We start from the raw sequence: 12,382 nt of genomic DNA, 5'->3' as shown, positions 1-12,382 counted from the left end.
ACGTCGTAATGAATTACGTGTTCACTCTGAGACTTGATACTGCAATATTTTTTGCGATATCCCGTCCGTGAGTGCCCACACAGATTGTCTGATAAGTTGTTAAAGAGCGGTGCGACCGGCGCTTGTTGCCGTTGCCGCGAGGTGGCGTATATTACGCTACTCTCTTTCAGAGTCAACCTCTTTTTCAGAAGTTTTTCTCCGGCGATTCAGACTTCGCTGAACCGCTCAACACCGCGTGGCGCAAGCCGTTGTGCCGTGTCGATGGAGGCGCATTATAGGGAGTTCTCGATGGCCTGCAACCGTTAAATTGCAAAAATATGACTGTTTGCTGCAATCCCCAGCAAAAGTGCTATTTATACGCAGTTATCCACAGATTTATGTACACAGCAGCGGGATTCTAATTTAGGCGAGCATCACGCAAACGTTTTCGCTACAATGCCAGCCGACGTTAATAATGCCCCTGACGGGGGCGTTACCTGAAGCTTACCTTTATAGAAGGCCTGTTAAGCTTGATGTAACGCTCTTTACTTGCGAACCAAAGCCAAGGGAAACCACCATGCAACAACGTCGTCCTGTACGCCGCGCTCTGCTCAGCGTGTCTGATAAAGCCGGTATCGTCGAATTCGCTCAGGCGCTCTCTCAAAGAGGCGTCGAGCTTCTCTCTACCGGCGGCACAGCTCGCCTGTTGGCTGATGCAGGCCTGCCGGTCACAGAAGTCTCTGATTACACCGGTTTCCCGGAAATGATGGATGGACGCGTTAAAACTCTGCATCCGAAAGTGCATGGCGGCATTCTTGGACGCCGCGGTCAGGATGATGAGATCATGAATCAACATCAGATCGCGCCGATTGATATGGTTGTCGTTAACCTTTATCCCTTTGCCCAGACGGTGGCACGCGAAGGCTGCACGCTGGAAGATGCGGTAGAAAATATCGATATTGGCGGGCCGACCATGGTGCGCTCGGCGGCGAAGAACCATAAGGATGTGGCGATCGTAGTGAAAAGCAGCGACTATCAGGCGATCGTTGCCGAGCTGGACGCCAATGAAAATGGCTTAACCTTCGCCACCCGCTTCGATCTTGCTATCAAGGCATTTGAGCACACCGCCGCTTACGACAGCATGATCGCCAATTACTTTGGTAGCCTGGTGCCCGCCTATCATGGCGAGACCGATGCCCCTTCAGGCCGTTTCCCGCGCACGTTAAATCTCAACTTCATTAAAAAGCAGGATATGCGCTACGGCGAGAACAGCCACCAGCAGGCGGCGTTCTATATTGAAGAAGAAGTGAAAGAAGCCTCCGTTGCCACTGCCCACCAGCTGCAGGGGAAAGCACTCTCCTATAATAATATTGCCGATACCGACGCCGCGCTGGAATGCGTGAAAGAATTCAACGAGCCCGCCTGCGTTATCGTTAAGCATGCCAACCCATGCGGCGTCGCGGTTGGCGCTTCGCTGCTGGACGCCTATGAGCGCGCTTACAAAACCGATCCAACCTCAGCCTTCGGCGGCATTATCGCCTTTAACCGTGAACTGGATGAGTCCACCGCGCAGGCGATTATCAGCCGTCAGTTTGTTGAAGTGATTATTGCGCCGTCTGCCAGCGAGGCAGCTCTGCGCATCACCGCGACAAAACAGAATGTCCGCGTGCTGACCTGTGGCGCCTGGCAGCAGCGTGTCGGCGGCCTCGATTTCAAACGTGTCAATGGCGGCCTGCTGGTTCAGGATCGCGATTTAGGCATGGTGGACCGCAGCCAGCTACGTGTCGTTTCAAAGCGCCAGCCTGATGAACAGGAACTGCGTGATGCGCTGTTCTGCTGGAAAGTGGCCAAATTTGTTAAATCCAACGCCATTGTCTACGCCCGTGACAATATGACCATCGGCATTGGTGCCGGTCAGATGAGCCGCGTCTATTCCGCTAAGATCGCCGGTATCAAAGCCGCTGACGAAGGGTTAGAGGTAAAAGGCTCTGCGATGGCCTCTGATGCTTTCTTCCCGTTCCGTGACGGTATCGATGCCGCCGCCGCCGTTGGCGTCAGCTGCGTTATCCAGCCGGGCGGTTCTATTCGTGATGATGAAGTGATTGCCGCCGCAGATGAGCACGGCATTGCGATGATCTTTACCGATATGCGTCATTTCCGCCATTAATCGTCAGGAGAGTCATAAATGAACATTTTAATCATTGGTAACGGCGGCCGCGAACATGCGCTGGCATGGAAAGCGGCCCAGTCTCCCCTGGCGGAGCGCGTTTTTGTCGCGCCGGGTAACGCAGGCACGGCGCTGGAGCCAGCGTTGCAGAATGTGGATATTGCCGCCACCGATATTCCGGCGCTGCTGGCTTTCGCGCAGAGTGAAAAAATTGATTTAACCATCGTTGGCCCTGAAGCGCCGCTGGTGAAAGGCGTGGTTGATACCTTTCGCAAAGCGGGCCTGAAAATCTTTGGCCCGACCAAAGCGGCCGCCCAGTTGGAAGGCTCCAAAGCTTTCACCAAGGATTTCCTCGCGCGTCATCAGATCCCTACTGCGGAATACCATAACTTCACCGACGTTGAGCTGGCGCTACAGTATGTGCGCGCCAAAGGCGCCCCGATTGTGATCAAAGCGGACGGGCTGGCGGCCGGTAAAGGCGTTATCGTCGCCATGACGCAGGAAGAAGCGGAAGCCGCCGTGCGGGATATGCTGGCGGGCAATGCCTTTGGCGATGCCGGACACCGTATCGTGGTGGAAGAGTTTCTTGATGGTGAAGAAGCCAGCTTTATTGTCATGGTGGATGGCGAACATGTTTTGCCGATGGCGACCAGCCAGGATCATAAACGCGTAGGCGATGGCGATACCGGTCCCAATACCGGCGGCATGGGCGCTTACTCCCCTGCTCCGGTGGTGACGGCAGAGATCCACCAGCGCGTGATGGATGAGGTTATCTGGCCGACGGTGCGCGGCATGGCAGCGGAAGGCAATGTCTATACCGGTTTTCTCTATGCCGGACTGATGATTGGTCAGGATGGCCAGCCGAAAGTCATCGAATTTAACTGCCGCTTCGGCGATCCGGAAACGCAGCCCATTATGCTGCGCCTGCAGTCAGATCTGGTTGATCTCTGCCTGGCGGCCTGCGAAGGCAAGCTGGATGAAAAAACGTCGCAGTGGGATGAGCGTCCGGCGCTGGGCGTAGTGCTGGCGGCGGGCGGCTACCCTGGCGACTACCGCACCGGCGATGTGATTCATGGCCTGCCGCTGGAAGACGTGGCGGACGGTAAAATCTTTCATGCCGGAACCCGTCTGGAAGACGATTTAGTGATGACCAATGGCGGACGCGTACTTTGCGTTACGGCACTGGGCGCTGATATTGCTGCGGCACAGCGTCGCGCCTATGAGCTGGCAACGCCGGTTTCATGGGATGGCAGTTTCTGCCGCCGCGATATTGGCTATCGCGCTATCAGACGCAAATAGTTCCTCTTGCGGTTCCGCCCTTGCGGCGGGGCCGCCTTTCCCTTTACGCCACGCTAGAAATCCGCTTCCTGCGGCTCCCACTGACAATCATCTTCGCTTGAAACGCCCAGCAGCTGAGTACCCGCCGGTGCCTCCAGCCAGGCAACGCTGACCGCCGCGCCCGTTTGCTGTTGCAGCCGTGCGATTCTTTGCCATTCGCTTTCCTCCAGCGCCGGTTTGATCGGCTCGCCCTGACAGGTTTGCAGTGCGTTGTTGCCCTGCCAGCGCCCCTGTTTCATCAGCACATGACCGGCCAGCAGCGCGTCGCTGATTTGCAGCATGCGCTGCGCATCAAACTTATAAAGTTCGATAGTATGCTCGCTGACCGCCTCACGCCGTCCCGCCAGCTGCCGTTGCATAAAGCTCAGGCCGCCATCGCTGTCAAAACGTAGCGTCACATCATCCGGCTCGCTGCCTTTCAGATGGCGCTCAATGCTGATCAGGTTGCCCTTCTTCCAGCCGTAGCGCGTAAAGACCGCCGCGCCTTCCTGAAACGGTTTAAACACCGTCAGCATATGCACGCTGTCTTGATTATTCTTACGCCAGATGCGCACCGCGCCGCGATCGGCCAGATAGCCGCTGGCGGTAAAGTCAGGCAGTGACGGCTGTGAACTACAGCCTGCCAGCAGTAACGTCAGAAGTGCGAATAGCCGCTTCATGAGGCTCCGTGATGCCAAAAAACGTCAAAAAACAAAAGGGCGACAATAATTGCCGCCCTCGTTAAACCTTTCACTGCAACGCGATTACTTAACGGCGTCTTTCAGTGCTTTACCAGATACGAATGCCGGTACGTTAGCAGCAGCAATTTTGATTTCATTGCCAGTCTGCGGGTTGCGGCCAGTGCGCTCAGCACGATGGTTAACTTTAAAAGTACCAAAACCAACCAGTTGTACAGCATCACCATCTTTCAGAGACTCGGTAATTGCAGACAGGGTGGATTCCAGCGCAGCTTTAGCCTGGGACTTGGAGAGATCCGCTTTCTCTGCAATTACATCAATCAGTTGAGTCTTGTTCATAAGTTATCCTTACAGTGTATTTATCGCTTGCTAAGCATCGAGTGCGAGGGAATAGACAGATTCTGACACCCTTCAGCCTGCACGCACCGATAGCCACATTTTTCAGCCCCCCAAATGTAGACCAGACAGGGGGCGGATGTGAAGCCTTTAGGCATGACAATTCAGGCGTGAAGTCACGTTTTATCGCGTTATTGCTCTATTTTTATACCAATGTTACTTATCGCGGCTTCGCGCAGGTCAGAACGTAGTCCTTTTATCAGCTCCAGGTCCCGCTCCTCGCAGGCGGCCAGCAGGCGAAAAATCTCCCACTGTTCGTCCCATTCCTCTTCTATCGCCGGTAGCGCACCCAGCTCTTCATCGCTCATTTCGCGACCGGCATGGGTCATTTCCAGCATCGCCACCGTGGTGATCGACGTCTCGCTAACGGTGATCGCATGCTCCAGCGTTTCGCCGCTCAGACGTGAATGCACCAGTTCGCTTAACGCAACGCAGGCATCGATCGCGGGATAAACGCCATACACCTCAAAATCGTCCGCCAGCGGAATCGCCTCTTCCAGTTTTTCCAGCTGGCTGTCGAAATTGATTTTGGCGTCTTTTACCGTCAGAGATTCCCAGATCAGATCGAGAACACGGCGATACAGCTGCGCATCGGCAAACTCGGTCTGCTGACAAAACGCCCAATAGTTGGGATAGAGGCGCTCACACAGGCAGGCCATAAAGGTAACGTGCTGCCAGCTTTCCAGCTTTTCGAGGCGCAGATGGATGGGATTACGTAACATGATAAGGTCTCTTTAGCATCATTCTGGCGGCAGTGTAACGCAAAAGAAACCGTCCGGCACGGCTATCCCTGCTGCCAGCGCAGAAAGGCGCTGCGCTCGGAGGCCACCGCGTCAGCCCAGCGCGTCGGCTCGGGCAGGCGATATCCCGCCATACACTTCTGCACCCACTCCAGCGCGGTATCGATGCTGACGCGATGGCCGGTGGAAACAAACAGCGGATTACAGCGTTTTTTACTGCGCCAGACCCAGCCGATCTTCTCGCCTTTATCCATCAGCGGCTGCTGCGAGCCAGGCTCATCATCCAGCGGCTCAAAGCGTCCACACAGACGGCGTTTCGCCACGCCGATGGTCGGGACATCCACCAGCATACCGAAGTGGCTGGCAACGCCGAGCCGCCGTGGATGGGAAATACCATGACCATCAACAAACAGCAGATCGGGCTTCTGCTCCAGCAGCTCCCAGGCAGCCAGCAGCGCCGGATATTCACGGAAAGAGAGGAAACCAGGGATATAAGGCATGATGGTGGCGATACGCGCCACCTTATATTCGATAAGCTTCAGCGAAGGATATTCCAGAATCACCATGGCGGCGCGCGTTACGTCGCCGCCCTGTTCAAATCCGACGTCCGCGCCGCCAATCAGGCGCGGCGGCATTACCTCAAAATCATCATGGCGCACCACATCTGCGGCGCGCTGTAGCTGTTCGGCTCGTAATGCCTGAATATCCATATCTACTCCTTGTGATAAGGACGTGACAGCCGATGTACCGCCTCCACAAATGCGCCTGCATGCTCAGGCGGCACATCCTGATGGATGCCATGTCCTAAATTAAATACGTGCCCGTTACCCTCGCCAAAGCCAGCAAGGATAGATGCCACTTCCTGCTCGATACGCGCAGGCGATGCATAAAGCATAGACGGATCCATATTGCCCTGCAGCGCGACTTTGTCGCCTACGCGGCGGCGCGCATCGGCAATATCAATCGTCCAGTCCAGGCCCAGCGCATCGCAGCCGGTCGCCACCATCGCTTCCAGCCACTGGCCGCCACCCTTGGTAAACAGGGTCACCGGCACGCGACGCCCGTCGTTTTCACGGATCAGGCTATCAACAATTTTATGCATGTAACGCAGCGAGAATTCCTGATAATCCGCGCCGGTTAATACGCCGCCCCAGGAGTCGAAAATCATCACCGACTGCGCGCCTGCGCGGATTTGCGCATTAAGGTAGAGGATGACGCTATCCGCCAGCTTATCCAGCATGGCATGCAGCGTGGCCGGTTCGGCATACATCATCTTTTTGATTTTGGTAAAGGCTTTGCTGCTGCCGCCTTCCACCATATAGGTTGCCAGCGTCCACGGGCTACCGGAAAAACCAATCAGCGGCACCGCGCCCTGCAAATTTTTGCGAATGGTGCGCACCGCATTCATTACGTAGCCCAGTTCCTGTTCCGGATCGGGCACCGGCAGCTTATCCACATCGGCACGGCAGGTAATCGGCGAGGCGAAGCGCGGACCTTCGCCCGCTTCGAAATAGAGCCCTAATCCCATCGCATCGGGAATCGTCAGGATATCGGAAAAGAGAATCGCCGCATCCAGAGGATAGCGACGCAGCGGTTGCAGAGTCACTTCACAGGCCAGCTCGGCATTCTTGCACAGCGACATAAAGTCGCCCGCCTGCGCACGCGTGGCTTTGTATTCCGGCAGATAGCGTCCAGCCTGACGCATCATCCATACCGGCGTCACATCAACGGGCTGGCGTAACAGGGCACGCAGGTAACGATCGTTCTTTAATTCGCTCATTATAAGGCTCTCTCAAATACAGGCGCCTGGTGGCAGCCGTTATGGCCGACAGTTAAACAAGTTTGCTGCCCTGTAGCAACCGTTACGGCTGCGCATCCGCCGCGCGGCAAAGCGCCACCGTATCCTCAATCAGGCGGCGAGCCACGGTGCCCGGCGGCGGTAGCTGCGGCAAGGCGTCATAACGAAACCAGTCGGCGGCGATCAGCTCGTTATTATCGATTTGCAGCTCGCCTTCATCATACTCCGCCATAAACGCCATCATCAGCGAATGGGGAAAAGGCCATGGCTGCGAGGTAACATAGCGCAGGTTTTTTACCCGTACGTTGCTCTCCTCCATCACTTCGCGCGCCACCGCCTGCTCCAGCGTTTCGCCCACCTCAACGAATCCCGCCAGCACGGTATAGATGCTGTTACGGTGGCGAGCATGCTGCGCCAGCAAAATTTTGTCGTGGCGACGGATGGCGACAATGATGCAAGGCGCGATTTGCGGATAGTAACGCTGGCGGCAATGGCCGCAGAGGCAGGCGTTTTCGCGATTGCTGAGATGCATTTCATGGCCGCAATAGCCGCAATAGCGATGTGAACGGATAAATTCCGCCAGCTGGACGCCGCGCCCGGCCAGCTGAAACAGCCCGCTGTCGATATCAATGATTTGCCGTACCGACCCCATGTGATCATCACGGTTTTCGCGGATCAGCCATACCGCTTCGCCCTGCCACTCGCCAATGATCGCGCCCTGCGATCCAACCAGGCCAGTTTTTTCTGCCGTACCGTGCGGTAATTCGCCGTTCGGCAACCAAATTTTCTGTTCATGGCTGACAACCCACCAACCAGCGTCTACGCTGTTAATCTCACGTTCCATATAAGCGTTACCTTCTGCTTCAGCACTTTTGTGACTGGAGCCGTAATTATTCTTAAAAATGGAACGAATACGGGACACAGCCTCTGTACTGATGTTAAGTATAAGTAGCGGTAAGACTATAACTCACGGAGACAAACATGCTTAACCAGTTAAACGTTCTGACCGAGCGCGTAGGTGGCAGTAATGAACTGGTAGATTTTTGGCTTAATGCGCGCAGGCAGCTATTGGTTGCTTATTATCAGGTCGTTGGTATCAAACCGAATAAAGAGTCTCTGACCGCCCTTGATGAAAAGGCGCTCGACAATTTTTGTCAAAGCCTGGTGGATTACCTCTCTACCGGCCACTTCAACGTTTATGAACGTATTATCGAAGAGATGACCGGCGACAGCCCGTTGCTGGCGGCAGCCCAAATTTATCCCGCGCTGCAGGGGAATACCGAACAGATCATGCAGCTGTATGACACCCATCTGGAAGCCGCTATCGATCACGATAACTGCCTGGAATTCCAGCAGGCGCTCTCTGAGGTGGGCGAAGCGCTGGAAGCGCGCTTTACGCTGGAAGATAAGCTGATCCAGCTGGCCTTCGAGAACAATTTAGCAACGCTGACCGCAGCCAACGATCAGCCGCTCGCCCGACCTGCTTAATTATTATCAGGTTGTAGTTTTATTAACGCCCCTTTATGCTGAAGGGGCTTTTTTATGACCTTGCCGCAGCGTCACGCGTGTAAGGTATCGTTTGCAGCGCGTCTGCAGCGAGATTTCTTCTTGTCGGAGTGCCTTTTAGGCTGAGACCGTTAATTCGGGATCCGCGGAACCTGATCAGGTTAGTACCTGCGAAGGGAACAAGAGTACAGATGCTTTCATGGCGTCAATACGTATTGACGCCATGTCGTTACTCCTTCCGAACTCCGGACAAGCAATGTTCCTTTATCTGGAGTTTGCTATGTCTGCTAAACCAACCCGTCGTGAACAACGCGCCCAGGCGCAACAGTTTATTGCCTCCCTGCAGGGAACTGCGTTTCCCAATTCAAAACGTATCTGGATCACCGGCAGTCGTCCCGATATTCGCGTGCCGATGCGCGAAATCCAGCTTAGCCCGACGCTTACCGGCGGCGATAAAGCTTCCCCCGTGTATGAAGCCAACGAGCCGGTGCCGGTTTACGATACGGCGGGCGCGTATGGCGATCCTGAAGCAACCATCGATGTGCATCAGGGGCTGCCGCGCCTGCGCAGCGCCTGGATTGAGCAACGCCATGATACCGAGCAGACTACGCTAAGCTCCCGTTATAGCCAGCTGCGTCTGCAAGACGAAGGGCTTGATCATCTGCGTTTTGATAACCTGCCGCGTCCACGTCGTGCCCAGGCGGGACGGCGCGTTACCCAGTTGCACTACGCGCGCCTGGGAATGATCACGCCGGAAATGGAGTTTATTGCCCTGCGGGAAAATATGGGCCGCGAGCGAATTCGAAGCGAAGTGCTGTTGCAGCAGCATGCGGGGCACGGTTTCGGCGCCCAGCTGCCGGAAAACATTACGCCGGAGTTTGTGCGCCAGGAAGTGGCCGCGGGCCGCGCGATCATTCCCGCCAATATCAATCATCCCGAAGCGGAGCCGATGATTATCGGGCGTAATTTTCTGGTGAAGGTAAATGCCAACATCGGTAACTCTGCCGTAAGCTCCTCAATTGAAGAAGAGGTAGAAAAGCTGGTTTGGTCTACCCGCTGGGGCGCGGATACCGTGATGGATCTCTCTACCGGCCGCTATATCCATGAAACGCGCGAATGGATTTTGCGTAACAGCCCGGTGCCGATCGGCACGGTGCCCATTTACCAGGCGCTGGAAAAGGTCAACGGCATCGCAGAGAACCTGAACTGGGAGCTGTTCCGCGATACGCTGCTGGAGCAGGCGGAACAGGGCGTGGACTATTTTACTATCCATGCTGGCGTGCTGTTGCGTTACGTGCCGATGACGGCGAAGCGTCTGACCGGCATTGTATCGCGCGGCGGCTCGATTATGGCTAAGTGGTGCCTTTCCCATCATCAGGAAAGCTTTCTCTATCAGCATTTCCGTGAAATCTGCGAAATCTGCGCCGCCTATGATGTTTCCCTGTCGCTGGGCGATGGGCTGCGTCCTGGCTCGATTCAGGATGCTAATGATGAGGCGCAATTTGCCGAGCTGCATACGCTGGGCGAGCTGACTAAAATCGCCTGGGAATATGATGTTCAGGTGATGATTGAAGGGCCGGGCCATGTGCCGATGCAGATGATCCGCCGCAATATGACCGAGCAGCTGGAGCATTGCCACGAAGCGCCGTTTTATACCCTCGGCCCGCTGACCACCGATATCGCCCCTGGCTATGATCATTTCACCTCAGGCATCGGCGCGGCGATGATTGGCTGGTTCGGCTGCGCCATGCTCTGCTATGTGACGCCAAAGGAACACCTCGGCCTGCCCAATAAAGAAGATGTTAAGCAAGGGCTGATTACCTATAAGATCGCCGCACACGCGGCCGATTTGGCGAAAGGGCATCCCGGCGCGCAGATCCGCGATAACGCCATGTCAAAAGCGCGCTTTGAATTCCGCTGGGAAGATCAGTTTAACCTCGCGCTCGATCCGCATACCGCACGTGCTTACCACGATGAGACGCTGCCGCAGGAGTCGGGCAAGGTTGCGCACTTCTGTTCCATGTGCGGCCCAAAATTCTGTTCAATGAAAATTACGCAGGAAGTACGCGACTACGCAGCAAAACAGCAGGCGGAGGCGCAGCCAGTTGAAGTGGGCATGGCTGAAATGTCGCAGGCTTTTCGTCAACGAGGCGGCGAGCTTTATCACCCTGCCGATGCGTTACGTTCGGAGGAAAAAGCATGAGCCAGCCTTTTCCCACTACGCCGCACCGACTTGGCCTGTATGCCGTGGTCGATAGCCTGGAATGGATAAACCGCCTGCTGGAGGTGGGCGTGCGCACCTTGCAGCTGCGTATCAAAGATCGCCCCGCCGCCGAAGTCGAGCCGATGATTCAGCAGGCCATCGCATCAGGTAAAGCCTGCCAGGCGCGCCTGTTTATTAATGATTACTGGCAGTTGGCGATTAAGCATCAGGCTTACGGCGTTCATTTAGGGCAGGAAGATCTGGAGGTAGCCGATTTAGCAGCTATCCGCCGTGCAGGCCTACGCCTGGGTATTTCCACCCATGACGATGAGGAAATCGATCGGGCGCTGGCGGTTAACCCCTCTTATATCGCGCTGGGCCATATTTTCCCGACGCAAACCAAAGCCATGCCCTCTTCGCCTCAGGGGCTGGAGCAGCTGAAACGCCATCTGGCGCGGCTGGAAAATATCCCGACTGTCGCTATCGGCGGCATCAGCCTTGAGCGGGCACCGGCGGTGCTGGCCTGCGGCGTCGGCAGCGTCGCGGTGGTCAGCGCGATTACCCAGGCCAGCGACTGGCGCAACGCCACGCAACAGCTGCTGGCGTTGGCCGGTACAGGGGATGAGGATCATGCTTAACGATAGCGATTTTCTGCGTTACAGCCGTCAGCTGCTGCTGGAAGAGTTCGGCCCGGAGGGGCAACAGAAGCTGCAACAGGCCAGCGTCTTGCTTGTCGGCCTTGGCGGTCTTGGCGCGCCCGCTGCGCTATGGCTGGCGGCCGCAGGCGTCGGCAAACTGTTGCTGGCTGACGACGATACCTTGCATATCAGCAACCTACAGCGCCAGATCCTCTACCGCAGCGCCGATTGCGGAAAAGCGAAAGCGTCGCTGGCGCAGTATCAGTTGCAATCGTTGAATCCGCAGGTGGAAGCGATCGCGCTACCGGAAAGAATGGATGCGGAGCGGTTGCGGCACTGGGTGCCGCAGGTGGATCTGGTATTGGACTGTAGCGATAACATGGCAACCCGCCATGCGGTAAACGCCGCCTGCGTCGCTGCAAATACGCCGCTGATTAGCGGAAGCGCCGTAGGCTTCAGCGGACAGCTGCTGGTTATCTCGCCGCCCTGGCGACATGGCTGCTACCGCTGCCTTTGGCCTGATAACAGCGAGCCTCAACGCAACTGCCGTACCGCTGGCGTGCTGGGCCCGGTTGTCGGCACTATCGGCACGTTACAGGCGCTTGAGGCATTAAAAATGCTCGCTGGCCTGCCTTCTGCGCTTGATGGCGAGCTGCGCCTGTTCGATGGCCGCCAGCAAACCTGGCGCTCGCTGAGCCTGACGCCCGATGCGCACTGCCCGGTCTGCGGAGGCGGTAAATGAATATCCTGGTCAATGATGAAACGCTGACGCTGCCATCTCCGCTCACGCTGGATCAATTGCTGGATACGCTGGCGTGCCAGCCGGCGGGCACCGCGCTGGCGGTGAATCAGCAGATCGTGCCGCGCGGCAGCTGGGCACAGCATTGGTTACACGAAGGCGATGTGGTGGTGATTTTTCAGGCAATAGCCGGAGGCTGAT

At 56.2% G+C, this 12,382-nt stretch carries 13 protein-coding genes and 1 riboswitch; of the genes, 7 read left to right on the top strand and 6 right to left on the bottom strand.

Annotated elements, in window-relative coordinates:
- The first annotated feature begins 556 nt into the window (after nucleotides 1–556).
- Both purH and purD read left to right on the top strand, forming a co-directional pair.
- Nucleotides 557–2,146 carry a bifunctional phosphoribosylaminoimidazolecarboxamide formyltransferase/IMP cyclohydrolase gene (gene purH, locus J2X14_RS20775; protein WP_352413040.1) on the top strand — a complete coding sequence of 530 codons (1,590 nt, stop codon included), beginning with the start codon at nucleotides 557–559 and terminating at the stop codon, nucleotides 2,144–2,146.
- An 18-nt stretch (nucleotides 2,147–2,164) separates the two neighbouring features.
- A complete protein-coding gene (purD, locus tag J2X14_RS20770; RefSeq protein ID WP_352413039.1) occupies nucleotides 2,165–3,445 on the top strand; it encodes a phosphoribosylamine--glycine ligase in 1,281 nt (426 codons plus the stop codon).
- Nucleotides 3,446–3,498: 53 nt separating this feature from the next.
- Here the strand turns inward: purD and J2X14_RS20765 are convergent, their stop codons facing one another.
- From J2X14_RS20765 to nudC, 6 genes are all read right to left on the bottom strand, one after another.
- Nucleotides 3,499–4,143, bottom strand: a complete 645-nt coding sequence (locus J2X14_RS20765) for a DUF1481 domain-containing protein (protein ID WP_352413038.1) — start codon at nucleotides 4,141–4,143, stop codon at nucleotides 3,499–3,501.
- Between the two features lie 84 nt (nucleotides 4,144–4,227).
- Nucleotides 4,228–4,500 (bottom strand): nucleoid-associated protein HU-alpha, encoded by a 273-nt coding sequence (gene hupA / locus J2X14_RS20760; protein WP_352413037.1) that lies wholly within the window; start codon nucleotides 4,498–4,500, stop codon nucleotides 4,228–4,230.
- Nucleotides 4,501–4,688: 188 nt separating this feature from the next.
- Entirely contained in the window at nucleotides 4,689–5,279 is a 591-nt protein-coding gene (locus tag J2X14_RS20755; protein ID WP_352413036.1) for a YjaG family protein, read from the bottom strand.
- A 62-nt stretch (nucleotides 5,280–5,341) separates the two neighbouring features.
- A complete protein-coding gene (gene nfi / locus J2X14_RS20750; RefSeq protein WP_352413035.1) occupies nucleotides 5,342–6,007 on the bottom strand; it encodes a deoxyribonuclease V in 666 nt (221 codons plus the stop codon).
- 2 nt (nucleotides 6,008–6,009) lie between these two features.
- On the bottom strand, nucleotides 6,010–7,077 hold the full coding sequence (gene hemE / locus J2X14_RS20745) for a uroporphyrinogen decarboxylase (protein WP_352413034.1): 1,068 nt from the start codon (nucleotides 7,075–7,077) through the stop codon (nucleotides 6,010–6,012).
- An 82-nt stretch (nucleotides 7,078–7,159) separates the two neighbouring features.
- The gene (gene nudC, locus J2X14_RS20740) at nucleotides 7,160–7,939 is read right to left on the bottom strand and encodes an NAD(+) diphosphatase (RefSeq protein ID WP_352413033.1); all 780 of its coding nucleotides are present in this window, start codon (nucleotides 7,937–7,939) and stop codon (nucleotides 7,160–7,162) included.
- Nucleotides 7,940–8,076: 137 nt separating this feature from the next.
- Here nudC and rsd point away from each other — a divergent pair, with 137 nt between their 5' ends.
- The 5 genes from rsd (at nucleotide 8,077) to thiS (ending at nucleotide 12,381) form a co-directional block, all read left to right on the top strand.
- Nucleotides 8,077–8,583, top strand: coding sequence for a sigma D regulator (rsd, locus tag J2X14_RS20735; RefSeq protein WP_352413032.1), 507 nt, complete (start codon nucleotides 8,077–8,079; stop codon nucleotides 8,581–8,583).
- 114 nt (nucleotides 8,584–8,697) lie between these two features.
- Nucleotides 8,698–8,797: riboswitch (TPP riboswitch) on the top strand.
- An 84-nt stretch (nucleotides 8,798–8,881) separates the two neighbouring features.
- Entirely contained in the window at nucleotides 8,882–10,804 is a 1,923-nt protein-coding gene (thiC, locus tag J2X14_RS20730; protein ID WP_352413031.1) for a phosphomethylpyrimidine synthase ThiC, read from the top strand.
- The gene (gene thiE / locus J2X14_RS20725; RefSeq protein WP_352413030.1) at nucleotides 10,801–11,442 is read left to right on the top strand and encodes a thiamine phosphate synthase; all 642 of its coding nucleotides are present in this window, start codon (nucleotides 10,801–10,803) and stop codon (nucleotides 11,440–11,442) included. The genes thiC and thiE overlap by 4 nt, the downstream gene beginning before the upstream one ends.
- Complete coding sequence (locus J2X14_RS20720) at nucleotides 11,435–12,184, top strand: HesA/MoeB/ThiF family protein (protein WP_352413029.1); 750 nt, start codon at nucleotides 11,435–11,437, stop codon at nucleotides 12,182–12,184. The genes thiE and J2X14_RS20720 overlap by 8 nt, the downstream gene beginning before the upstream one ends.
- Nucleotides 12,181–12,381, top strand: a complete 201-nt coding sequence (gene thiS, locus J2X14_RS20715) for a sulfur carrier protein ThiS (protein ID WP_352413028.1) — start codon at nucleotides 12,181–12,183, stop codon at nucleotides 12,379–12,381. The genes J2X14_RS20720 and thiS overlap by 4 nt, the downstream gene beginning before the upstream one ends.
- Nucleotide 12,382: the final 1 nt, after the last annotated feature.

Origin of the sequence: Mixta sp. BE291, from assembly GCF_031457955.1 — a bacterium.
GTDB lineage: Bacteria > Pseudomonadota > Gammaproteobacteria > Enterobacterales > Enterobacteriaceae > Mixta.
The sequence above is the reverse complement of the archived record's forward strand: the minus strand, read 5'-3'. Positions and strand labels throughout refer to the sequence as shown.